General features: G+C 58.3%; 25 protein-coding genes. 9 read left to right on the top strand and 16 right to left on the bottom strand.

Features of this window, described 5'->3' with window-relative positions; all coding sequences use genetic code 11:
- The first annotated feature begins 93 nt into the window (after nucleotides 1-93).
- A complete protein-coding gene (locus LQT98_RS06050) occupies nucleotides 94-714 on the top strand; it encodes a hypothetical protein (protein WP_231461507.1) in 621 nt (206 codons plus the stop codon).
- Between the two features lie 96 nt (nucleotides 715-810).
- Here LQT98_RS06050 and LQT98_RS06045 read toward each other — a convergent pair whose 3' ends face one another.
- The 10 genes from LQT98_RS06045 to LQT98_RS06000 form a co-directional block, all read right to left on the bottom strand.
- A complete protein-coding gene (locus LQT98_RS06045; RefSeq protein WP_231461506.1) occupies nucleotides 811-1,641 on the bottom strand; it encodes a DUF692 domain-containing protein in 831 nt (276 codons plus the stop codon).
- Nucleotides 1,638-2,222 carry a hypothetical protein gene (locus tag LQT98_RS06040; protein ID WP_231461505.1) on the bottom strand — a complete coding sequence of 195 codons (585 nt, stop codon included), beginning with the start codon at nucleotides 2,220-2,222 and terminating at the stop codon, nucleotides 1,638-1,640. The genes LQT98_RS06045 and LQT98_RS06040 overlap by 4 nt, the downstream gene beginning before the upstream one ends.
- Nucleotides 2,219-3,025, bottom strand: coding sequence for a cupin domain-containing protein (locus tag LQT98_RS06035; RefSeq protein ID WP_231461504.1), 807 nt, complete (start codon nucleotides 3,023-3,025; stop codon nucleotides 2,219-2,221). The genes LQT98_RS06040 and LQT98_RS06035 overlap by 4 nt, the downstream gene beginning before the upstream one ends.
- The gene (locus tag LQT98_RS06030; protein ID WP_231461503.1) at nucleotides 3,022-4,200 is read right to left on the bottom strand and encodes a glycosyltransferase; all 1,179 of its coding nucleotides are present in this window, start codon (nucleotides 4,198-4,200) and stop codon (nucleotides 3,022-3,024) included. Before LQT98_RS06030 ends, LQT98_RS06035 begins: the two co-directional genes overlap by 4 nt.
- 35 nt (nucleotides 4,201-4,235) lie before the next feature.
- A complete protein-coding gene (gene lepB, locus LQT98_RS06025; protein ID WP_231461502.1) occupies nucleotides 4,236-4,823 on the bottom strand; it encodes a signal peptidase I in 588 nt (195 codons plus the stop codon).
- A gap of 941 nt (nucleotides 4,824-5,764) precedes the next feature.
- On the bottom strand, nucleotides 5,765-5,923 hold the full coding sequence (locus LQT98_RS06020) for a YbaK/EbsC family protein (RefSeq protein ID WP_231461501.1): 159 nt from the start codon (nucleotides 5,921-5,923) through the stop codon (nucleotides 5,765-5,767).
- Between the two features lie 105 nt (nucleotides 5,924-6,028).
- Nucleotides 6,029-6,658: a protein-methionine-sulfoxide reductase heme-binding subunit MsrQ gene (locus LQT98_RS06015; RefSeq protein ID WP_231461500.1), complete on the bottom strand. Its 630-nt coding sequence runs from the start codon at nucleotides 6,656-6,658 to the stop codon at nucleotides 6,029-6,031.
- 10 nt (nucleotides 6,659-6,668) lie between these two features.
- Nucleotides 6,669-7,586, bottom strand: coding sequence for a protein-methionine-sulfoxide reductase catalytic subunit MsrP (gene msrP, locus LQT98_RS06010; RefSeq protein ID WP_231461499.1), 918 nt, complete (start codon nucleotides 7,584-7,586; stop codon nucleotides 6,669-6,671).
- A gap of 73 nt (nucleotides 7,587-7,659) precedes the next feature.
- A complete protein-coding gene (locus tag LQT98_RS06005) occupies nucleotides 7,660-8,595 on the bottom strand; it encodes a TIGR01212 family radical SAM protein (RefSeq protein ID WP_231461498.1) in 936 nt (311 codons plus the stop codon).
- Between the two features lie 94 nt (nucleotides 8,596-8,689).
- The gene (locus LQT98_RS06000; RefSeq protein WP_048409661.1) at nucleotides 8,690-8,872 is read right to left on the bottom strand and encodes a protein MIGRI; all 183 of its coding nucleotides are present in this window, start codon (nucleotides 8,870-8,872) and stop codon (nucleotides 8,690-8,692) included.
- Nucleotides 8,873-9,105: 233 nt separating this feature from the next.
- Here LQT98_RS06000 and metX point away from each other — a divergent pair, with 233 nt between their 5' ends.
- The 4 genes from metX to LQT98_RS05980 are packed head-to-tail and all read left to right on the top strand — an operon-like array spanning nucleotide 9,106 to nucleotide 12,523.
- Nucleotides 9,106-10,248 (top strand): homoserine O-succinyltransferase MetX, encoded by a 1,143-nt coding sequence (gene metX / locus LQT98_RS05995; RefSeq protein ID WP_231461496.1) that lies wholly within the window; start codon nucleotides 9,106-9,108, stop codon nucleotides 10,246-10,248.
- The gene (metW, locus tag LQT98_RS05990; protein ID WP_048409399.1) at nucleotides 10,245-10,850 is read left to right on the top strand and encodes a methionine biosynthesis protein MetW; all 606 of its coding nucleotides are present in this window, start codon (nucleotides 10,245-10,247) and stop codon (nucleotides 10,848-10,850) included. The genes metX and metW overlap by 4 nt, the downstream gene beginning before the upstream one ends.
- Before the next feature lie 54 nt (nucleotides 10,851-10,904).
- Complete coding sequence (locus LQT98_RS05985; RefSeq protein ID WP_231461495.1) at nucleotides 10,905-12,173, top strand: AmpG family muropeptide MFS transporter; 1,269 nt, start codon at nucleotides 10,905-10,907, stop codon at nucleotides 12,171-12,173.
- The gene (locus tag LQT98_RS05980) at nucleotides 12,170-12,523 is read left to right on the top strand and encodes an MliC family protein (RefSeq protein ID WP_231461494.1); all 354 of its coding nucleotides are present in this window, start codon (nucleotides 12,170-12,172) and stop codon (nucleotides 12,521-12,523) included. The genes LQT98_RS05985 and LQT98_RS05980 overlap by 4 nt, the downstream gene beginning before the upstream one ends.
- Nucleotides 12,524-12,707: 184 nt before the next feature.
- On the opposite strand, the gene LQT98_RS05975 is transcribed toward LQT98_RS05980, so the two are convergent.
- The 6 genes from LQT98_RS05975 to polA form a co-directional block, all read right to left on the bottom strand.
- A complete protein-coding gene (locus LQT98_RS05975; protein ID WP_231461493.1) occupies nucleotides 12,708-13,136 on the bottom strand; it encodes a type IV pilin protein in 429 nt (142 codons plus the stop codon).
- Nucleotides 13,133-13,666: a hypothetical protein gene (locus tag LQT98_RS05970; RefSeq protein ID WP_231461492.1), complete on the bottom strand. Its 534-nt coding sequence runs from the start codon at nucleotides 13,664-13,666 to the stop codon at nucleotides 13,133-13,135. Before LQT98_RS05970 ends, LQT98_RS05975 begins: the two co-directional genes overlap by 4 nt.
- A 149-nt stretch (nucleotides 13,667-13,815) precedes the next feature.
- Nucleotides 13,816-14,658, bottom strand: coding sequence for a prepilin-type N-terminal cleavage/methylation domain-containing protein (locus LQT98_RS05965; protein WP_231461491.1), 843 nt, complete (start codon nucleotides 14,656-14,658; stop codon nucleotides 13,816-13,818).
- 2 nt (nucleotides 14,659-14,660) lie between these two features.
- Nucleotides 14,661-15,098, bottom strand: coding sequence for a hypothetical protein (locus LQT98_RS05960; RefSeq protein WP_231461490.1), 438 nt, complete (start codon nucleotides 15,096-15,098; stop codon nucleotides 14,661-14,663).
- Nucleotides 15,082-15,618 carry a GspH/FimT family pseudopilin gene (locus LQT98_RS05955; RefSeq protein WP_231461489.1) on the bottom strand — a complete coding sequence of 179 codons (537 nt, stop codon included), beginning with the start codon at nucleotides 15,616-15,618 and terminating at the stop codon, nucleotides 15,082-15,084. The genes LQT98_RS05960 and LQT98_RS05955 overlap by 17 nt, the downstream gene beginning before the upstream one ends.
- 172 nt (nucleotides 15,619-15,790) lie before the next feature.
- Entirely contained in the window at nucleotides 15,791-18,559 is a 2,769-nt protein-coding gene (polA, locus tag LQT98_RS05950) for a DNA polymerase I (protein WP_231461488.1), read from the bottom strand.
- Between the two features lie 15 nt (nucleotides 18,560-18,574).
- Here polA and LQT98_RS05945 point away from each other — a divergent pair, with 15 nt between their 5' ends.
- The 4 genes from LQT98_RS05945 (at nucleotide 18,575) to LQT98_RS05930 (ending at nucleotide 21,016) form a co-directional block, all read left to right on the top strand.
- Complete coding sequence (locus tag LQT98_RS05945; RefSeq protein WP_019101898.1) at nucleotides 18,575-19,303, top strand: LOG family protein; 729 nt, start codon at nucleotides 18,575-18,577, stop codon at nucleotides 19,301-19,303.
- A gap of 30 nt (nucleotides 19,304-19,333) precedes the next feature.
- Complete coding sequence (locus LQT98_RS05940) at nucleotides 19,334-19,660, top strand: DUF2782 domain-containing protein (RefSeq protein WP_048409659.1); 327 nt, start codon at nucleotides 19,334-19,336, stop codon at nucleotides 19,658-19,660.
- 11 nt (nucleotides 19,661-19,671) lie between these two features.
- Entirely contained in the window at nucleotides 19,672-20,610 is a 939-nt protein-coding gene (gene thrB, locus LQT98_RS05935) for a homoserine kinase (RefSeq protein WP_231461487.1), read from the top strand.
- A gap of 136 nt (nucleotides 20,611-20,746) precedes the next feature.
- Entirely contained in the window at nucleotides 20,747-21,016 is a 270-nt protein-coding gene (locus LQT98_RS05930) for a hypothetical protein (protein ID WP_081554603.1), read from the top strand.
- Nucleotides 21,017-21,135: the final 119 nt, after the last annotated feature.

Raw genomic sequence — 21,135 nt, 5'->3', positions numbered from 1 at the left:
AACAGATGCATAACTTGGACTGTAATTGATGGCGTGCCAATTTGGTTAAGTTTGTTTATTGAAAAACAATTTTAAGAAAATATTTCCTAATAAATGCAAAATCCCAAGATAATTAGTAAAAATTCGGTAAGAGCGGGAGATGTCCTGCTGTGTTTTGCGCAAGACATGGCGGGAAAGGAAGTTGGCATAGAGCATGGGTATTCTCATGTTGCCATGTGTATTAACGAAATTGATATTGCCGAATCTGATTCGGCTGGAGTTAGAAAAACAAATATCAGTAAACTGCTTGAGGACTATGGGCACATAGCAGTACTTAGAAATGCCGAAATCTGGCAGCCATGTTTAATAAATGGTCTTCATAAATTCACTGAAGAAAAAATTGGTAAAAAATTTAATCTTGTTGGAGCAAAAAAATACAAGGAACGAAAAGAGAGGAATCAAGAGACCCTGATGCAGCAAGTGGAAGACATCTTTGATGGGAAAATTCTTCCTGCATCAGCAGACAGAGATGTGTATTTTTGTTCTGAATTCGTAGTCTCCGTATTCATTCATTTGGGTATTATAGGAAAAGAAGCAACTGTTGCATTTAGATCTGAGACTTTTTCACCTGAAGATATTGGAAAAGATAAGGTCTTTGGTTTCTTTGTGGGATATGTTATTTCATATAATGACTATAAAATTCCAGAAAACGACTATTTTATGACGTCTGTCTAGTGAAATCAGCATGACAAAGGGGGTTTGATAGGAACTATAGCGTAGGACTAATCGATGGGTAAGCGCAGGTTGATTTTCACAATCTTCAAAGATGGGTCAAGCTCTTGTGTCACTACAGAGACTGATCTGATGCCGAATATCAGAAAGCGTCTGCCTGAGTACGTCAACACTAGGAAAATTTGAATCCCATTCAAGGGTGACTGGCACCGGGCCAGTCAATTTGATAGCTTCGACAAGTAAATTCAAGGACTCTGGCGACGGCGTGCAATCATGAGAATCAACTAACAGGGGGCCAATTCTACGGGAGCCCGCAATATGAATCGCTCCAACCTTATCTATAGGAAGTGCTTGTAGATAGCTTAGTGGGTCGAAATTAAAATTGATTGCATTGACAAAAATATTATTAACATCTAAGAGAATTTCACAGTCTGCAGCAGTAACTACCTCTGCCAAATAATGCGCGTCCATCGCGTCATATCCCGGATATCGGAAGTAATATGCAATATTTTCAAGGAGGAATCTAACTCCGGTCTTCTCCATAAATATCTTTATCTTCGCGGCTGCGTCGCGAAGTACTCCATTCGTAGGGCGCAATGGCAATAAACGGCCAGCTTCATACCCATTTAGGCGAGTAATAGCAAAGTGGTCACTCCAGATTTCGGGGGAAAGGGATGACACCGCTAGTTCGCTTGAGCAAAGAAAATCACTCGTCACCCCTCCTGTGGAACCGATCGACATTGATGAAGAGTGTATATGGATGCTTTTATATTGGATAATCTCATTCCAGCTTTCTGTGCGGCTTAACTCACGGATGTTTTCATACATGACTTCCACGTGGTCAATGTCATTAAGGCATTCACGTACAAGGGGAAGTGAATCCAGGTGTAAATTAATACCGATGCTCGGCTGTAGTGTAATTTCCTTCATACAATAGATTCTCGCCGCCTAAAAATCTTTCCCGAACCCACATCACCATAAATTACACATCTATGTGGGAAGTTGCATCCTGAGAACAAAGGGTGATTTAACAGTCCTTCATCTGGCAAAGGCGAGCATGATTGCAAGGTAATTGAGCCGCCTCGACTAAGCACGGTTAGTTTGGCTTTCTCGAGCTCCAACAAAGCTTTGCCAAGCACATTGCAATGGCATACATTAGCCGATATATATCCTAACAGTATCGATAGTGTCTCTTCCACTCTAACTGCAGGCGGAATAGATTCATGCTCAAGAAAGTCCTCGATAACTTCAAGCCACGCATTTTGCCCAACAAAAGAAATGATGGAACTGAATTGGCGTTCGGCGCCGATGCAAAATCTCTCTTCATTTAGCTTGCCAAGAAGCTCTATTCCATGAGGATTTTCTTGTGTTAAGAATAACATCTCTTGATCAATGGCATTTGAATTTAAAGGAAGGCTGTTACTTTTATTTAGTAGTTGTTTACGCTTAAGGCGACTTCCTAGCAATTTACGTAGCGCCTCATCTGAAAGATAATTTTCTGTATCGGTCATATTGTCAATGCCATAGATAGTGAGTCTTTCACTTGCCGAATTTCATCGACATTGGGATGCTCGTTTCCCATAAGAAAGATTATCTCCTCTAGCCTTTTTAGCGCAACTTCTGGCCGGTGTTTTGCTATTGCCTTAGTTGCGAGTAGCTTTAGACCAATTGGCGCGAGATCATATGCCTCATCCAATAACTGGAGCGACCGGTCACCTGGGTGCTGATCTAATATGAAAATATGAGCGCGTAGAGCTCTATCGTATATGCCTTTTGAGTATCTCTCCTCATTGCTTCGTTCGACCCACTCAACCTCAGGAATATCTCTGCTGATCAAGTGCCTGCGGTGAAAAACTGCAATAGTTACTGAAGGCGTCTGTGTTTCGTTAATTGCTTGGTGTGTACAAGGGGGGGTTATATAGCCGACATCACCAACTTTTCCGTAGTAGCGATTAACTTCCTGTAGTTCACTAGTATTGGTTTTAGAATATTTAACTACAGTTATTTCATTATTGAGGACGCCAGTTACTGTCCAGAAATTGTGGGTGTGTATATCGCCTACGTATTTGGCTGGCCAATAAAGTAATCTCACAACAAAACCAGCTGTAACATCTGTAAATATAGGTGGATTTGTCCAGCCGTGACGCCCATTGGCCATGCTGAGTAGAGCTCGCTCTACACAGTCGATACGAAAATTCGCGCTTGACAAGGCGTCACGTAACTCATCTGATGCAGCGCGAGACATCTTATCTTGATCGGAGTAGAGCTGTAGCCTGTCATGTAATCTGAGGGCAAACTCCGCGAAATTATTCATACTCCCTCCGCTGCCGCTGCAAAAATTCTACTCCAGGAGTCAATATAATTAGAGTAGCCGCTTGCCCAATCGACAGTGCTCTTCGTCGGGGGGCAATTAATTATTGATCCAATAACGGATTCCAAGAAATTTGCCAGTAAGTCCACTTTAAGAGAGTCGGTAAACAACTGGTAATCGCGCCCAGGGGTTAGATTATTTTGATACCAAGGAGTTGCGAGGGACTCCGGCGATGCAACTAAGAATCCTCCGGAAGCAATCACTTCCTTTGGAATTATTGAGTTATGGCCAGAGGTACGGTAGCCATCCTTTAAGTAGAGAATAATGTCACAGGAGTGAATAAATTCTGAGACATCCCAATTTGGAATGAACCCCCTCGTCTCTACCCAATTCAGAGATCGAACTTCAACCTGCCATTTTTCTTCAAATCCAGGAAGAGGCTTTCCAGCACAGACGAACTCAATGTCCAAACCCCTAGATCGAAGTAAGGATATGGCCCTCACAGAAGTAATAAGTGACTTTCCCTCTGCTAGCTTTCCATAAAAACCAACTCGCACAGGGCGGTTTGAGAAGCTTTTATCAAAAGATGTCTTGAAATTAAAGAAATTAGGGTCGGGAAAATAAGCACTCGGCAACGGGCCGGTCCACTCTGCGTTCAGAAGTTTTGCCGTTGGGCTTTTGGCAATGAATGCGGAGGCGTGTTCAGCTATTTTCTTGTAGGCTTTCCCCATGTTTTTCGAATGAGCTAAGCGTGCAATGTCACTGCCTGCATGTGTCACAACCAATGGGGTGCCTGTAAGCGTAGAAACTATGTAGCCTGCTATTGCATACGGCTCCAGATAATGTGCAAAGATTACATCGGCAGGCTGTTCTTCAATCGCTGCCAGCGCTTCGTTTACGAGGAGAGTTACTCGAGGTTCAGTCGGTGGGATATAAAATTGATCATCTTCCCATTTTTGACAGTAGCGAATTCTGAAGTTTGCGCTATTGCATATATTCTCAATTTCCTTGGCTGGACAATGCCTAGACTCGTATCGATACTGAGGTGGCGCCCACCCACTATCCGTGCAGACAGACACCATATGCCCAGCATTCGATAGCCCTCGAGCGAGCCACAGGTTCAATGTACTAACCTGCCCAACCAAAGGGAAAAACTTGCTCAGCAGAAGAATGTGCATTCTATTTTACCCGGCGTGAGCAGGTTGATATGCTTTTAATTTGCCAATGTCGGATGATGCTCGTAGATATCGGCAAGAACTGGCTCTGACAGTTGAGAAAGGGATGTGGTCGTTATCATTTTTCCCATGATCTGGCCTAGCTGAATTGGTCCAAATCGGCGAGAGTCCATGATTGCGCCAGGGTTGTCTTTTAGAACAAAAATGCAACCCTCCGGCACCACTACTGCACTTGACCCGAAGGTAAAGTGTTTATTATCGAAAGCTGAATATAAGCCCTTGAGCTTTGCTGGGGGCTCTGTTTTTTTTCCATCAATGTACACGTTGCCACTGCGCAATTCGAAGGTTTCTCCTCCTAGCGCGACGACCCGACCTATAAAGTGAATTTGAGGTGGGCCAATCACATCTTTGACGTTCTGATACAAGGGAACCTTTTCTGGGGGGACTCCATTAATTTCCGCTAGCAACTTGAAGTCATCTTCTGACAAGTAGTGTCTAAAGCCAATGACGTCCCATCTAGCACAGTCCGTGCCAAACCTACCTACTAACACAGTTCCCTTCGTTAGGGTCGGTGACATGACCTCAGTATTCAAGGCCACTGCGACGCTTGGGGATTTTGCCAGCATAACAATCTCCTGACGTTAACATCGAGACTGCAATAATAGTAAAACGCTCAATCCTGCTCAGTCACTACAAAGAAGGTGGATCTATTGATTGCGCAATAGAGAATGGATTATGGAAAACATTCTGCGTCTCGATTTAACAACACATGAAAGCCATAAGGTAGGGAGCAGTGCATCTTTATCAAACTAAAGATATGCACAGCATGTCTTATTCAACGCTTTTAGGGTTTTGGAGGACTATGTTCGATCAATTGGCGCTTTACTCCTGAGCATGACAAGCAGCCCGCCTCTAGGCTATCGTAGCTTTCGAATTCATCGACTTCGCCAATGGCTAATGTTTGGAGCGCCTCTACCGCACTAGCCACTCGATTATTAGGCGAACCAGGCTCTCCCGAGCCCGTTGTTGCCACACTTTCTGGTGTGCTCATTACAATCTCCCTGTCTGATTGACATGTTGTTGGTGCTAGCACTAAGCAACTAGATTCAATCTGGGATTGCCTTACTCATTTGTCAAGAATAAAAAAACATAGAGAGAGCTCCATCCCTATGGGCTGCCTCGACAACAGTGGCACTTCCAACTGATGCATTGCTGGAGGTCTATGAGCGCGCAGCGTTTCTCATCGGAACTCAGAGACAGGGCCGTCTGGCAAGTCACCAGGCGTAGCAGACCCTCGCCGAAGTCGCCGCCTGTCGCGGAAGCTCCGTCCCTAGATTGCATCAATGAATGAAACGGTACGACCCCAAACACGCTACATCCACCGGAACAATGGACCAGCAAGCTGAGATTGGAATATCGAGTGGGAGAGTTGAAAGTTAGTCGCAGCCAACCAGAGGTATGGACAAAGTGGCTTGCGAAGGCTACCAAAAGTTAATTCTCTATGGACATTTGTTGATCTCATCATAAGCTTGGCTAAATGCGGGTCTGCAGTGATGTCCACGCCGTTTCAACTAACCCGTGCCCCGTGCTCGTCCACGCCCAACTCCCGCGCCGACACCGTGGTGCCGCCCTTTTCCTCGTACTTGTACAGATGCTCGCTATAGCTGACCTGATGCTCGCGCAATACCCGGATCGCCTGAGTGACCGGGGCTTTCTCCTTGGACATGATCTTCACGGTGAAAAACAAAACGCCACTGTAGAAGTTTGAGCGCCGGCTGGCAAACCCCAAGCCGCCGCTTCGCCGCTCCAGTGCGGGGGGATTTGCCCCAGCTCAAGCGCCGCCGGGCCGGCGCAGCCGCCACCACAGCCGCACCCCCAGCAAGGCGGCCAAGACCGCCGCGTAGATCAAGGGCTGGCTCAAGTCCTTTTTCACCAGCCACCAGTAATGGATGACCGCCAGCAAGGCCGTCGGATAGACCAGCCGATGCAGCCGGCCCCAGTTGCGCTTGAGCCGGCGCATCCAAGCTTGGGTCGAGGTCAGCGCCAACGGCGTCATCAGCAAGAGCGCGGCGAAACCGACGGTGATGAAGGGCCGCTTGTAGATGTCCCTGACGATGCCGGCCCAATCGAAGAACTGGTCCAGCCACAAATAGGTGAGGAAATGCAGGCTCAAGTAGAAAAAGGCGAACAAGCCCAGCATACGCCGGCACTTGAGCGGCCAGCCGCCAGCCCCCAAACGCCGCAAGGGCGTCATCGCCAGCGTCGCCAGCAGCCACACCAAGGTCCAGGTGCCGGTGGAACGAGTGATGAACTCCACCGGGTTCACCGCCTCGCCAGACAGCACAATCCAGGCGGCGCGCGCCAGCGGCAACAGACAGACCGCGAACAGCAGGCATTTGAACCAGACCAACGCGCGATCGGCCGGCCGAGCGGAAGCGGATTTAAGGCGCAATGTCGTCATCCTCGCCCCATCAATAGTTCTTGCGCAGATCCAGGCCGCGGTACAAACCCGCCACCTGATCGGCATAGCCGTTGAACATCAGCGTCTTGCGCTTGAAGAATTCGCCGATGCGGCGCTCGCTGGCCTGGCTCCAGCGCGGATGGTCCACTTCCGGATTCACATTGGAATAGAAGCCGTACTCGCGCGCATTGGCCCTATTCCAACTGGTGGCCGGCATGGTTTCCTGCAAATGGATGCGCACGATGGACTTGATGCTCTTGAAGCCGTATTTCCACGGCACCACCAGGCGGATGGGCGCGCCGTTCTGATTGGGCAGCACATCGTTGTACAAGCCGACGGCCAGAATGGTCAGCGGGTGCATCGCTTCGTCGATGCGCAGGCCCTCGCGATAGGGCCAGTCCAGCACCCGACCGCGCTGGCCGGGCATTTCCGCCGGCCGCTGCAGGGTTTCGAAGGCCACGTACTTGGCGCGCGAGGTTGGATTCATCTGCTTGAGCAGGCTGGCCAGCGGAAAGCCCACCCACGGAATCACCATGCTCCAGCCCTCGACACAGCGCAGCCGGTAGATGCGCTCCTCCAGCGGCATTTTCAGCAATTGCTCAATGCCGAAGCTGCGCGGCTTGGCCACCTCCCCGTCCACCAGCACATTCCAGGGACGGGTTTTCAGCCCGCCGGCATTCGCCGCCGGGTCGGCCTTGTCGGTGCCGAACTCGTAGAAATTATTGTAGCCGGCAATCTCTTTCAGACTATTGGCCTTGTCATTTCCGGCCAAGGTCGACAAGGGGCTTTTCTTGGTGGCCAGCGCCGCCAGCGTCTCCGTGGACAGCAGCAAGCCGGCGCTGCCCAGCATGAAGTGGCGGCGATTCAGGTACACGCCTTCCGGCGTGATGTCCGACGAGGGAATGTCGGCGGGTTTCTTGATCAGCATGGCGGTGTCTCCAGTCTCTACCCCCATAAGTCGGGAGCGGCTCCTGAATCTGACAATCGACCACGCGGATAATTTACGCAAGCCGTTCCGTGTCCGGCCGCCAAGATTGTCCCAGCGCGCTCCCCTGGCCGCCGTCCCGCGTCAGCAGCCGGCCTATCGCCTGCAAGGCGGTCCAGCGCGGAGCGCACCAATCCGGCGCGATCAGCGTGGGCGCCTGCGCCGTGGCCGACACCCGGTGATACACCACTTGCGTTGGAGTGTGGCGAATCAGGCTGGCGGCCACCTCGGCATAGTCGTCCAGGCTCCACGGCATCACTTCTCCGCGCCGGTATTGCGCCGCCATCCGCGAGCCGCGCACCACCATCAGCGGGTGCAGCTTCAGCCCCTCGACGCCGATGTCCAGCACCGTGGCCAAGGAGGCGTGGACGGCGGCGGCATCCTCGCTGGGCAGGCCGGCGATCAGATGGGTGCAGACCTTGAGCCCGTGGCCATGCGCGCGTCGCACCGCGTCGCGGTATTCGGCCAGGCCGTGACCGCGCCGGATCAAGGCCTGAGTCTGGTCATGCGCGATTTGCAAGCCCAGTTCCAGCCATACTTCGCTGCCTTGGTCCTGGTATTCCGCCAGCAAGGCCAAGGTGGCGTCCGGCACGCAGTCCGGCCGGGTGCCGACGCACAGCCCCGCCACGTCGGCGCCGGCCAGCGCCTCGTCGTACAAGCGGCGCAGCAGTTCGGTTTCGGCATAAGTGCTGGTATAAGCCTGGAAATAGGCGAGGTAGCGCCGCGCGCGATCGGTCTTCTCCTTCTCCCGCGCCAGTTGCTCGCTGATAGACAAAGCCGCCGGATCGCGGCCGAAGCTGCGCACATTGCAAAACGTGCAGCCACCGCGCCCCAGCGTGCCGTCGCGGTTGGGACAGGTGAAATCGCCAGCCAGCGATAATTTGTGCACGGTCTCGCCGAAGCGGCGTTTCAGATAATAACCAAAGGTATGCAGATGCCGGGTCAGGTCCATCGCCAAACAACGCCCAAAGCCGGGCAGTCTAGCAAACGGAGCCGCCGGCGGCGCTGAGCGGGATCAAGGATGGGCGTGGCGGGCGCAGCGCAGCTCACAAACGGTGCCAGCCCAATAGATACAAGGCCGAAAACAAGCCGGCGCTGAGCAGCAAGGCCAATGCCAAGGTGCTGAACAGCTCGTGCAGGCTCTGCCGCTGGCGGCGGTTGAGCAGCCAGCGCGCCAGCATCAGCAAGACGCCGCACAACACGAAAAACTTGAAAAGACGACCGAACATGGCGGGCCAACGGAGGAAAGTCGCCCGATTATCCAGCGCGCCGCCCTGGCTGGCAAGACGGCTGTCGCCGGCGGCGAAAGACATGCTAAAGTCCTGGCTGTAGCCTACAGGAGGCTCCGCGACAGAGAATGGCCGGCATGGACCGGCCGCCGGCGGAGCGGACATGCCCGACGCGCGGCCCAGCCGGCGCACCCAACGCATGTCGAAAACAGCAATAGAGGCACTCAACCCCCATGTCCGATCCTCACGACTCCATCGGCATCGTCACGGCCCAGACCGCAGTCTTCGATGCCCCCTTGCCGCTGAACTGTGGCGCCACGCTGCATGACTACCAGCTGCGCTTCGAAACCTATGGCGAACTCAACGCCGCCAAAAGCAACGCCATCCTGATCTGTCACGCGCTGTCCGGCCATCACCACGTGGCCGGCCGCCACCAGGCGGACGATAAGGCCGCCGGCTGGTGGGACAATATGGTCGGCCCCGGCAAGCCCATAGACACCCGCCGCTTCTTCGTGGTCGGCGTCAATAATCTGGGCGGCTGTCACGGCAGCACCGGCCCGTCCAGCATCAATCCGGCCACCGGCCAGCCCTGGGGCTCCGCCTTTCCCGTCGTCACCGTGTCCGACTGGGTCGCCAGCCAAGCGCGGCTGGCGGACCGGCTGGGCGTGGAACGCTGGGCTGCGGTGATAGGCGGCAGCCTGGGCGGCATGCAGGCCTTGCAGTGGAGCATAGACTACCCGGAACGCATCGCTCACGCGCTGGTGATCGCCTCCGCGCCCAAGCTGTCGGCGCAGAACATCGCCTTCAACGACGTGGCGCGCCAGGCCATCATCACCGATCCCGAATTCCATGGCGGCGACTTCTACGCCCACGACGTGCTGCCGCGGCGCGGCCTGCGGCTGGCGCGCATGCTCGGCCACATCACCTATCTGTCCGACGACGGCATGGGCGAGAAATTCGGCCGCATGCTGCGCTCCGGCGACTATCGCTTCGGCTATGACGTGGAATTCGAGATCGAATCCTATCTGCGCTACCAGGGCGACAAATTCTCCGACGCCTTCGACGCCAACACCTATTTGCTGATGACCAAGGCGCTGGATTACTTCGATCCGGCCAAGAGTTTTGGCGGCGACCTGGTTGCCGCGCTGAAAAAGGCCAGCGCCCAATTCCTGGTGGCCAGCTTCACCAGCGACTGGCGCTTTTCGCCGGAGCGCTCACGCGAAACCGTCAAGGCGCTAGTGGCCGCCAACCGGCCGGTTGCTTATGCCGAAATAGAATCCGCCCATGGCCATGACGCCTTCCTGATGACCGACGAGCCCTATGTCCAATTGATGCGCGCCTACCTCGACCGCGTGGCGCGGGAGGTGCGAGCATGAACACCCCGCAAACCACGGCGCCGCTGCGCGCCGACCTGCAATTGATCGCCGACTGGATCGCCCCCGACAGCCGGGTGCTGGACCTGGGCTGCGGCGATGGCGCGCTGCTATCCTGGTTGCAGGGCAACAAGAACACCACCGGCTACGGCGTCGATCTGGATGTGGGCAATGTGGTCAAATGCGTGACCTCCGGCGTCAATGTGCTGCAGGGCGACCTGGAAACCGGCCTGGCCGAATTCGACAGCGGCGCCTTCGACCACGTGGTGCTGTCGCAAACCATACAGGCGATGCGCGAAACCGAGCAGATCCTGAATGAAATGCTGCGCGTCGGCCGCGAAGCCATCGTCACCTTTCCCAACTTCGGCTACTGGGAAAACCGCTGGCAGATCCTGCAAGGCCATATGCCGGTGTCCGACACCATTCCCTACCAGTGGTACGATACGCCCAATATCCACTGGTGCATGCTCGGCGACTTCGAGGCGCTGTGCGCCAAGAATCGGCTGCGCGTGCTGGAACGCGTGGTGATGAACGGGGTCAAACGGGTGACTTTCATGCCCAATCTGCGCGGCAGCCTGGCCTTCTACCGGGTGGCGCGCCAATAACAACAAGCGGCGGGGGCGGCCCCGCCGCGCGATCCGTAGAAACATAGCCTGCCCATGAGCAATACAACCATCGATTGGCGGCGCGACGTCTTTTCGCGCACCATGCTGATTTGCATCTTCACCGGTTTCGCCTCCGGTCTTCCGCTGTACACCCTGATCAATCTGCTGCCGGCCTGGCTGCGCAGCGAAGGCGTGGACCTCAAGGCCATAGGCCTGTTCGCGCTGATCGGCCTGCCCTACACCTGGAAATTCCTGTGGTCGCCGCTGATGGACCGCTATGTGCCGCCGCTGCTGGGCCGCCGCCGCGGTTGGATGCTCTTGACCCAGTTGGCGCTGATCGCGACCATGGCCGGCTTCGGCCTGTTCAACCCGGCTCAGCACATCTGGAGCATTGCCGCGCTGGCGGTGGGCGTGGCCTTCTTCTCCGCCAGCCAGGACATCGTGCTCGACGCCTACCGCCGCGAGATCCTCAGCGACAGCGAACTGGGCCTGGGCAATACCGTGCACATCAACGCCTACCGCTTGGCCGGCCTGGTTCCGGGCTCGCTGTCGCTGATCCTGGCCGATCACATTCCCTGGGACCAGGTCTTCCTGATCACCGCGCTGTTCATGATTCCCGGCCTGTTGATGACGCTGCGAGTCAGCGAGCCCAAGCTCGCCGGCCAGGCGCCCAAGACGCTGCGCGAAGCCGTGGTCGAACCCTTCCATGAATTCATCACCCGCCAGGGCTGGCAGGGCGCGGCCTGGATTCTGGGCTTCATCTTTCTGTACAAGCTGGGCGACAGCATGGCCACCTCGCTGGCCACTCCGTTCTATCTGGACATGGGCTACGCCAAATCCCAGATCGGCCTGGTGGCCAAGCACGCGGCGCTGTGGCCGGCGGTGACAGGCGGCCTGCTCGGCGGCCTGTGGATGATCAAGCTGGGCATCAACCGCGCGTTGTGGGCCTTCGGCGTGGTGCAGGTACTGTCCATCCTCGGCTTCGCCTGGCTGGCCAGCTATGGCCGCTTCTCCGCCATCGGCGCGCATGAGCTGAGCATGCTGGCCGTGGTCATCGGCTTCGAGGCGCTGGGCGTGGGTCTTGGCACCGCCGCCTTCGTCGCCTTCATCGCCAAAAGCACTCACCCGGCCTATACCGCCACCCAGTTCGCGCTGTTCACCAGCCTGGCGGCGGTGCCGCGCACCCTGGCCAATGCCGCCACCGGCTATATCGTCGACAGCATAGGCTGGACCAGTTTTTTCCTGCTGTGCACCGCGCTGGCGCTGCCCGGCATGGTGTTGTTGTTGAAAGTCGCCCCATGGAGGAAAAAGGAGGGAGCATGAAGGCATGGAAACCGGCGCTGCTGGGCGCCGCGCTGCTGGGAACGGCCATGGCAGCCGTTGCGGAGCCCGTCGGCGAAGTCATGCACACCATCAAATACCGCTGCAACGGCAGCAAGATGGTGGTGGTCGAATACCCGAAGCCGGAGCAGGACAGCTCCGCCGCCATACGCCTGAACTGGAACAACCATCACTACCGGCTGACGCCGGCCAAGGTCGCGCAGGGCGAGCGTTACGTCAGCCAGCAGCTGATCTGGTCACTGCGGGATGAGCAGGCGCGGCTGACCACCCGCGGCGGTCGGGTGTTGGCTCAAAACTGCCGCGAGATGCAGCTGCCAGCGTCGGGTTCTTAGAACCTGTTTACGATCTCGCGAGCAAGAGCGAGACAAGGCGAAAACGGCTGAAGAAGCGGAATGTACATACGGTACATGAGCATTCTGAAGCCGTTTTCAACGCGCCTGTCTAACTAGCCCGCCGCAGCGCAGCAGACTTTGAACAGGCTCTAAGAGGCAAGCCGGACGCGGTCATATCCCAAGTTCAATCTCCCCAGGCGCGGCATGGCGCTGGGACGGCCCCCTCGTCCGGCCCGCATTGCAACAGATTGCCATCCTGATCCACACTCAACAACAGGCGCCCAGCCAGACGATGCCCGGTCTTGGGCCTGGCCAGCAAACGGAAACTCGCTTGCCCTGCGCTATCCGTGCCCGGGCTTGCGCTGCCGAGCTGGATGTCGAAATCACGAGTGCCCTGCCGCGGCAAGCCCGGCCATTCCGCTTGCCGCAGACGGCTCTCCAGCCGCCAACGTTGGACGAAGTGCAGGTTTTCCAGCAAGGCGGCGCGCGCTTCCGCCAATTGCGCGCGCAACATCTGCTGCTGATACGCCGGCCAGGCCATGCCAGCCAAGATTGCCGCCAGCGCCAGCGTCATCAGCAACTCCAAGAGCGTCATCCCCCGCGCAGTCCTCATTCCTCCTCCTCCGCCTGCCGCCAGTTCAAACGCCCGCCCTGCTGTGCCCGCGCGCCGACCCCAGCCCAGAACCAGCTTTGCAGTGTCAACGCTCTACCCTCGTTGTCCCCCCAGACTCGCAAGCTGATCCGGTACAGACGACCGCTGGCGCCGTCGGCGGGGCGGAACGCCGGATTCAACAACTCGACCAGATAACGCGGCGCGCTCCACGGCTGACCGGCGCGCGGTCGCGGCGGGACACAGACGCCAGCCACGCGCCCGTTTTCCGCGGCCAAAGAGCGGCTGGCCCCGCAGGGGTGCAACAGCGGCCAGCGCCTTCCCTGCACCACCGCGCTGCGCCGCCACAACGCGGGGGCCGTTGCGCACAAGCCGTCCCCAAGACCGCCGCCGGCGGACAGACAATCCGGCATGAACCAGCCCGGCGCACGGCCATCTCCCTGCCAGGGCTTGCCACGCCCGTTCGCCAACTCACCGTCGAAATACGCGTTCAACGCCAATACCCGTCGCTCCGCCGCCTGCAAGGCTTGCATCGCCGCCAGCCACAAAGCCCGCTGTTCGGCCAGGTTGCGCGTGGCGCGCTACTCCACCGCCAGCGAGCGCGATGCGCCCACTGCCAGCACCGTCAGCAGGCTGAGCAGCGGCAGAATAAGCCACAATACCGCGCCGCATGGCCTGGCCTTCATTCTCCCGGCTCCAGAGCGCACGGCAGGGCCGGCGTCAACGCCACCATCGTGCTCCATGCCCAACGCTCCTGGCCCAAGCGCATTTCCAGCGTCAGTTCCACCCGCAGCAGGCGTCGCCAATCCTCCGTGCTCAATTGGCCGGCCTGCTCCCGCCATTTCAGTGTCAGCGGCCGGCAAGCGCTGCGCACGCCGAAGCGCTGCCGCAGCGCGGTCACCCCTGCCGCCAGCAGCTGCGGCGCCTCCGTCGCCTGACCGGGCAGGCCTTGCTCCAACCACAGCATGCTGTCGTTGCCGTTCTGGCGAAGGAAATAACGCTGCCATTTTATGGCCATGGCCTCCAGCGACGCGGGGTCGGCATCAGGCCAAGATTCCTCCGCGCTCCCCGGCAAGATCAGCAGTTGGTCTCTGGATTCCCGCCGCCACTGCCAAGCGCCGTCCCCGCGCCGCACAATACGCAGGCTGGCGCAACTGGCCAGCGCCACCTCCGCCAAATCCGCGCTGCCCGACCAACGGATGACGACCCCGCCTTCCCTCCGTGTCACTACCGCGGGCCTGACCCCGTAGCGAAAACGCATGCCTTCCGACGTGTCAAATCCGGCTCCGGGCGACAAGCCCAGTTGCGCACAGGCGAAGCGGCCATGCTTGCGCCAGCTATCGGCCAATTGCAGCAACGCGAACTGCCCATCCTGGTGCAGGCGCAGCCGGCGCTCTATCGCGTACAGGCTGTTCTGCATCGTCAACGCGCCCTGCAAGGCCAAGGCCAGCACCAGCAGCCCAAGACTCAGCGCCACCATCATCTCCACCAGGGAGAAGCCCCGAGGACGCACAGCGGGCACCATGGCTAGGGAGCCTCCATGACCAAGGCGTAGCGGTACTCGAAACGAGCGGCGCCCTCCCCTGCGGCCGCACCGCGCCAGGCCAGCGACAAAAAGGAGCCGGTCCCCAGCTGCGCGCAGCGGCCAGTCAAGTCATCCGCCGCGCCACGGCACAAGCGGGCCTCGAGCAGTCCGTCTCCCGCCAGCTGCGCCAACCGCTGCTGCCCGCGCTCCCAATCCTCCACCCGCTGCGCCGCGGCGTCCGGCTCTGGCCACAGCAAGGCGGCCTCGCCCAGCGCCAGCGCCTCCGCGATCACTTCCGCCCGCAGCAGCGCGTCGCGGCCCTGCAGCAAGGCCCGCAGTTGCACCGAAGACAGCGCCAGCATCGCCACCATGAGCACGAACAAGGCCAGCATGGTTTCCAGCAGAGCGCCGCCGGACGCGGATTTATGCCGGGCAATCACCGCGGACCTCGCCTATGTCCGGCCGGCCATGGCCGCTGACCGTCAACGTCAGACACTGGCCGGAAAGCGGACTCTCCAGCAGCAGGCGCGCGCCCTGGCCGCGTTCCAGCCGACCATTGGCCATGAATTGCAACTGATCTCGCCCTACCCGCATCCGCAGCTTGCCCGCCGCGAACACCAGCAAATGCAAGCGCTCCTGACTATCGTAGGCGCCCGTGCCGCCACCCCCTCTATCCGCATACGCGAGGATGCCGGCGTCCCAGACTTGCCGCTGCCGGGCACAGCCTTGCAATTGCAGATTCCGTTTCAGATTGGCCGCGCATAGATAGACCGGGCGGTTGCCGCGCAAGGCCTCGCCGCGAGCATAATGCAGCACGCCGGCCACTGCCTGCGCATGGCTGCGCAGTTGCTGCGCCAGCAAAAAGCGGCTCAGCCCCGGAGCGGCCAAGGCCAGGCACAGCAGCATGACGGCCAGCGCCGTCATCGCTTCGATCAGGGTGAAACCGCTCTGGCTGCGCATGGCAGAATCTCCGCCTGGGCTGGAATATGGCTAATATATTCACCAAGCGGCGACGATGAAATCGATCTTGTCCCCGTTCGCCCGCGCTACGCCAGGCATTATGGCCAGGCGGGTCGGCGGCCAATAAAAAAGCCAGCCCGGAGGCTGGCTTGCGTCAGATGAGCGCGACGACTCAGTGCGCGGCTTCCCAACTATCTCCGGCGCCCACTTCCGCCAGCAGCGGCACCTTGAGCCTGGCCACGCCGGCCATGATTTCGGGCAGGCGGCGTTTGACCTGCTCCAGCTCGGCTGCCGGCACTTCCAGCACCAGTTCGTCATGCACCTGCATGATCAGCTTGCTGCCCAGGGCTTCGCGCTGCAGCCAGTCCTGCGTCGCGATCATCGCCAGCTTGATCAGGTCCGCCGCCGTGCCCTGCATCGGCGCGTTGATCGCCGCGCGCTCGGCGCCGGCGCGACGCGCCGGATTGGACAGCTTGATCTCCGGCAGGTATAGCCGGCGGCCGAACACGGTTTCGACATAGCCTTGCTCGCGCGCGGTTTCGCGCGTGGTCTGCATATACTCGGCCACGCCGGGATAGCGCATGAAGTAACGATCTATGTATTGCTGGGCGGCGCTGCGTTCTATATCCAGTTGCGCGGCCAGACCAAACGCGCTCATGCCGTAGATCAGGCCGAAGTTGATCGCCTTGGCGGCGCGGCGCTGATCGGCGCTAACCTGGTCCAGCGCCACGCCAAACACCTCGGCGGCGGTGGCGCGGTGAATGTCCTCGCCGCTGGCGAAGGCTTGTAGCATGCCGGCGTCGTCGGACAGATGCGCCATGATGCGCAGTTCAATCTGTGAGTAGTCGGCGCTGACGATCACATGCCCCGGCGGCGCGATGAAGGCCTCGCGCACGCGGCGGCCTTCCGGCGTGCGCACCGGGATGTTCTGCAGATTGGGATCGGAGCTGGCCAGCCGGCCGGTGATCGCCACCGCCTGCGCGTAATTGGTGTGCACGCGGCCGGTATCGGCATTGATCAGCTGCGGCAACTTGTCGGTATAGGTGGACTTGAGCTTGGCCAGGCCGCGGTACTGCAGGATGCACTTGGGCAACGGATAATCCAGCGCCAGCGCCTCCAGCACCGATTCATCGGTGGAATAGCCGCCGGAAGGCGTTTTCTTCACGCCCTTGGTGGGAATACCCAGCTTGCCAAACAGGATTTCCTGCAATTGCTTGGGAGAATTCAGGTTGAACGGCTGACCGGCCAGTTCGTAAGCCTCGCTTTCCAGGCGCAGCATCTCGGTGCCCAATTGATGGCTCTGCGCCATCAGCCTGTCGCGGTCGATCAATACCCCGTTGCGTTCCATCGCGAACAATACTTCAGCCACCGGCAGTTCGATGTCGCGGTAGACCTCGCGCAAGCGCCCGCTCAACTGGCCGGCGAAGTATTGGTTCAGGCGCAAGGTGATATCGGCATCCTCCGCCGCATAATTGGACGCGGTATCCACGTCCACCTCGCCAAAACCGATCTGTTTGGCGCCCTTGCCGCAGATTTCCTCGTAACTGACCGTGGTTTCGCCCAGGTGGCGGCGCGCCAGATCGTCCATATTGTGGCGCTCATGGCTTTCCACCACATAGGACGCCAGCAGGGAATCATCGACCACGCCGGCCAGCCGGATGCCGTGGTTGGCGAACACATGGCGATCATACTTCAGGTTCTGGCCGCACTTCTTCTTGGCGGCGTCTTCCAGCCAGGGCTTGAGCTTGGCCAGGCACTGCTCCAGGTCCAGCTGCTCAGGCGCGCCGGCATAGTGATGGCCTAGCGGCAGATAGGCGGCTTCGCCGGAGCGCACCGAGAAGCTGACGCCGATGATGCGCGCCTGCATCTGATCCAGGCTGGTGGTTTCCGTGTCCAGCGACACCACTTCCGCCGCCGCCAGCTTGACCAGCCAGGCATCCAGCTGCGCGGGCTCCAAAATGGTTTCATAGCGTCGCTCCGCCACCGCCTCCGGCAGGGCCGGGCTGTGTTGCGCGGCTTCGATGGCGAACAAGTCATCACCCTGCACGCCGGGCGCGGTCTGCGCCACCGCCGGCATTTCCTCGCCCTCGGTCACTTCGCGGTAGAAGGTGCGGAAGCCCAAGCCCTGGTAGAGCTCGGCCAGCCGCGGCTTGTCCTTGACGCCATGCTGCAGGCTGTCCAGGCCATAGGGCATGTCGGTGCTCAGGTCCACATCGCATTTGATGGTGATCAGTTCGCGGCCCTTGGGCAGCCAGTCCAGCGCCGCGCGCAGGTTCTCACCCACCTTGCCGCCCACTTCCGCGGCCTGGGCGATGACGGCGTCCAGGCTGCCGTACTGCTCCAGCCACTTGACCGCGGTCTTGGGGCCGCACTTGTCGACGCCCGGCACATTGTCCACCTTGTCGCCGATCAGGGTCAGGTAGTCGACGATCAATTCCGGCGGCACGCCGAACTTGTCCTTGACCCCGTCGCGGTCGAAGGTTTCATTGGTCATGGTGTTGACGATGGACACCAGCTCGTTCACCAGCTGCGCCATGTCCTTGTCGCCGGTGGAAATGATCACCCGCATGCCGGCGGCCGCGCCGGCCCGCGCCAGCGTGCCGATCACATCGTCGGCCTCCACCCCGGGCACCACCAGCATCGGCCAGCCCGATGCTTGCACCACCTCGTTTACCGCCGTAATCTGGGAGGCGAGTTCCTCCGGCATCGACGGGCGATTGGCCTTGTATTCGGGGTAGAGGTCGTCGCGAAACGTCTTGCCTTTGGCGTCGAAAACGCAGGCGCTATAATCGAACTGCACTTCCTTCTCCAGCCGCCTGAGCATGTTCACCATGCCATAGACAGCCCCCACCGGGCGGCCATCCGGAGAACGCAAATCGGGCATCGCGTGAAAGGCGCGGTACAAATAAGAAGAGCCGTCGATCAATAACAGTGTTTTCATAAAAAGAGGCAGAATATGAGCTTGTCCGATAAATTACCGCAAACCAGCGATCGTCACGCGATGATGCAGCGTTTCCGTTCCCGCGAAGCCTGGCATGTGATGAAGATTATGTCGGAGTTTGTCGATTCGGCCGAGGCCTTGCAAGGCATCATGCCGGCGGTGAGCATCTTTGGCAGCGCGCGCACGCCGCGCGACCACAAGTATTACAAATTGACCGAAGAAGTTGCGCGCCTGCTGTCGGATTCAGGCTTCTCCGTCGTGTCCGGCGGCGGCCCCGGCATCATGGAGGCCGCCAATAAGGGAGCATTCTACGGCAGAAGCCCGTCGGTGGCGTTGAATATCGTGCTGCCGCATGAACAGAAACCCAACGAATACCAAGACCTCAGCATCAAGTTCAATCATTTCTTCAGCCGCAAGGTCATGTTCGTCAAACATGCGATCGCCTATGTGGTGATGCCCGGCGGCTTCGGCACTCTGGATGAGATGTTCGAGGCGCTGACGCTGATCCAGACCGGCAAGAGCCGCAAGATCCCCATCATCCTGTGCTGTCGCGAGTTCTGGGAAGGCCTGCTGGACTGGGTCAAGGACAGACTGATCAGCGAAGGCATGATCAATCCCGACGACATGAATCTGATCCAATTGATCGACGACCCGCGGCAAATCGTCGAAACTATCTTCAAACATTACGAAACCCGCGGTTTTGAAGCGCTGCCAGAAGAGCGCGAACAACTGCTGCACCTTTAAACTAAACTGATGACAATCAAGGACCACGCCATGCGCCGCCTGCTCGCCGCCCTCGCCCTGCTGCCCCTGACAGCCGCCTGGGCAGATACGCCCCCTCCCGCCAAAACCCCGGTGCCGCCGCCGCCCGCCATCAGCGAGCAGAACGCCGCCACCGCGGAACCGGAAGTGCGCATCATCCAGAAGGGCGAGGACAAGATCGAGGAATACCGGCTCAACGGCCATCTATACATGGTCAAGGTGACGCCGTCGCATGGCGTGTCCTACTACCTGATGGACGACAACGGCTCCGGCACCATGAAGCAAATCGATCCCGCCAACCGCATCATCATCCCGCGCTGGGTGCTGATCCGGTTCTGACGAGGAAAGCCATGTCGGTTTACACCACGGTCGGCCACGACCAAATGCAGGAGTGGCTCAAGCGCTACACCTTGGGCCAATTGCTGGACTTGCAAGGCATTGCCTCCGGCATCACCAATACCAATTACTTTGTCACCACCACGCATGGCCGCTATGTGCTGACGCTGTTCGAAACGCTGAAGCCACAGGAACTGCCCTATTACCTGACGCTGATGAGCCACCTGGCGCGTCACGGCGTCGCCTGCCCGGCGCCGGTGGCGGATAGTACCGATCAGTTCTCCTCCATGCTGGCCGGCAAGCCAGCCTGCCTGGTTAGTTGTCTGCAAGGCGCCGATGTCGAACGTCCAAGCGCGGCCCAATGCCGCGCGGTCGGCGAGATGCTGGCGCAAATGCATATCGCCGGCGCCACCTTCCCCGGCAAGATGGACAATCCGCGCGGTCCGCGCTGGTGGAGCGCGACCGCGCCCCAGCTTTACCCCCGGATGCGCGCGGAAGATGCCGCCATGCTGCGCGAAGAGGTGCTGTTCCAGGACAACCACCGCTTTGACCATCTACCCTCCGGCGTGATCCACGCCGATCTGTTCCGCGACAATGTGCTCTTGGACGGCGATCGCATCTCCGGCTTCATCGACTTCTACTATGCCTGCAACGACGTGCTGCTCTACGACCTGGCCATCGCGGTCAACGACTGGGCCCGCAACGACGACCACAGCATCGACGACGAGCGCGCAGCCGCGCTGCTGACCGGCTACCAGACCGAACGTAAGCTCAGCACCGAGGAAAAACGCGCCTGGCCGGTAATGCTGCGTGCCGCCGCGCTGCGTTTCTGGGTATCGCGTCTGCAGGATCTGTATTTTCCGATGAGCGGGGAGATGACCTACACTAAAGAGCCACAGGTTTTTCAGGCCGTTCTCAGCGCCCATAGAACTCGTCTGCATTTTTGGGTATAAACCCTAGTAAGCCGTGAAATAGCGAACGTCATACAGCATTCACTTTGCTAAAGCCAATGCACTGTCTTATGATGCAGCTTGTAGTATCTCGCAAATATTCTTGTGCCCAACTTTTCGAATATATAAGGACTTTGTCATGTTGAAGAAAATTATGCTGATCGCTCTGGCTGGCGTGCTTTCTGCCCCGGTATTCGCTGCGGAAGAAGCCGCAGCCACCTCCGCTGCAGGCTCTAGCGCGGCAGGAACCACCTCGGCAGCCGCCGCTGGCGCCGCCGGCACCACTGCAGGCATTGCAGGTTTGAGCGTTGGCACTATTGCTGCTATCGGCGCAGCTGTTGCAGCTGCCGTAGCGGTCTCGAGCAACAGTGACTCCTCGACTAGCCACTCCGCGACCACTCATCACTAACAGTTCACCCATTTGGCCTGATTATCGCTTAGGCCATATGGACTTAGCTGTATTAATCAGGCAGTTTATCTTCGACAAGCAGAGATAGCTGCCTGATGTTTTATCCTATTAAAATTTTG

The organism is Chromobacterium aquaticum (assembly GCF_021129195.1).
GTDB lineage: Bacteria > Pseudomonadota > Gammaproteobacteria > Burkholderiales > Chromobacteriaceae > Chromobacterium > Chromobacterium aquaticum.
The sequence above is the reverse complement of the archived record's forward strand: the minus strand, read 5'-3'. Positions and strand labels throughout refer to the sequence as shown.

What these genes read in the sequence shown, in the direction of transcription:
- LQT98_RS06050 (WP_231461507.1), top strand. Translation starts at nt 94, where the DNA reads ATGCAAAATCCCAAGATAATTAGTAAAAATTCGGTAAGAGCGGGAGAT.
- LQT98_RS06045 (WP_231461506.1), bottom strand. Translation starts at nt 1,641, where the DNA reads ATGAAGGAAATTACACTACAGCCGAGCATCGGTATTAATTTACACCTG.
- LQT98_RS06040 (WP_231461505.1), bottom strand. Translation starts at nt 2,222, where the DNA reads ATGACCGATACAGAAAATTATCTTTCAGATGAGGCGCTACGTAAATTG.
- LQT98_RS06035 (WP_231461504.1), bottom strand. Translation starts at nt 3,025, where the DNA reads ATGAATAATTTCGCGGAGTTTGCCCTCAGATTACATGACAGGCTACAG.
- LQT98_RS06030 (WP_231461503.1), bottom strand. Translation starts at nt 4,200, where the DNA reads ATGCACATTCTTCTGCTGAGCAAGTTTTTCCCTTTGGTTGGGCAGGTT.
- lepB (WP_231461502.1), bottom strand. Translation starts at nt 4,823, where the DNA reads ATGCTGGCAAAATCCCCAAGCGTCGCAGTGGCCTTGAATACTGAGGTC.
- LQT98_RS06020 (WP_231461501.1), bottom strand. Translation starts at nt 5,923, where the DNA reads ATGTCCAAGGAGAAAGCCCCGGTCACTCAGGCGATCCGGGTATTGCGC.
- LQT98_RS06015 (WP_231461500.1), bottom strand. Translation starts at nt 6,658, where the DNA reads ATGACGACATTGCGCCTTAAATCCGCTTCCGCTCGGCCGGCCGATCGC.
- msrP (WP_231461499.1), bottom strand. Translation starts at nt 7,586, where the DNA reads ATGCTGATCAAGAAACCCGCCGACATTCCCTCGTCGGACATCACGCCG.
- LQT98_RS06005 (WP_231461498.1), bottom strand. Translation starts at nt 8,595, where the DNA reads ATGGACCTGACCCGGCATCTGCATACCTTTGGTTATTATCTGAAACGC.
- LQT98_RS06000 (WP_048409661.1), bottom strand. Translation starts at nt 8,872, where the DNA reads ATGTTCGGTCGTCTTTTCAAGTTTTTCGTGTTGTGCGGCGTCTTGCTG.
- metX (WP_231461496.1), top strand. Translation starts at nt 9,106, where the DNA reads ATGTCCGATCCTCACGACTCCATCGGCATCGTCACGGCCCAGACCGCA.
- metW (WP_048409399.1), top strand. Translation starts at nt 10,245, where the DNA reads ATGAACACCCCGCAAACCACGGCGCCGCTGCGCGCCGACCTGCAATTG.
- LQT98_RS05985 (WP_231461495.1), top strand. Translation starts at nt 10,905, where the DNA reads ATGAGCAATACAACCATCGATTGGCGGCGCGACGTCTTTTCGCGCACC.
- LQT98_RS05980 (WP_231461494.1), top strand. Translation starts at nt 12,170, where the DNA reads ATGAAGGCATGGAAACCGGCGCTGCTGGGCGCCGCGCTGCTGGGAACG.
- LQT98_RS05975 (WP_231461493.1), bottom strand. Translation starts at nt 13,136, where the DNA reads ATGAGGACTGCGCGGGGGATGACGCTCTTGGAGTTGCTGATGACGCTG.
- LQT98_RS05970 (WP_231461492.1), bottom strand. Translation starts at nt 13,666, where the DNA reads ATGCAAGCCTTGCAGGCGGCGGAGCGACGGGTATTGGCGTTGAACGCG.
- LQT98_RS05965 (WP_231461491.1), bottom strand. Translation starts at nt 14,658, where the DNA reads ATGGTGCCCGCTGTGCGTCCTCGGGGCTTCTCCCTGGTGGAGATGATG.
- LQT98_RS05955 (WP_231461489.1), bottom strand. Translation starts at nt 15,618, where the DNA reads ATGCGCAGCCAGAGCGGTTTCACCCTGATCGAAGCGATGACGGCGCTG.
- polA (WP_231461488.1), bottom strand. Translation starts at nt 18,559, where the DNA reads ATGAAAACACTGTTATTGATCGACGGCTCTTCTTATTTGTACCGCGCC.
- LQT98_RS05945 (WP_019101898.1), top strand. Translation starts at nt 18,575, where the DNA reads ATGAGCTTGTCCGATAAATTACCGCAAACCAGCGATCGTCACGCGATG.
- LQT98_RS05940 (WP_048409659.1), top strand. Translation starts at nt 19,334, where the DNA reads ATGCGCCGCCTGCTCGCCGCCCTCGCCCTGCTGCCCCTGACAGCCGCC.
- thrB (WP_231461487.1), top strand. Translation starts at nt 19,672, where the DNA reads ATGTCGGTTTACACCACGGTCGGCCACGACCAAATGCAGGAGTGGCTC.
- LQT98_RS05930 (WP_081554603.1), top strand. Translation starts at nt 20,747, where the DNA reads ATGTTGAAGAAAATTATGCTGATCGCTCTGGCTGGCGTGCTTTCTGCC.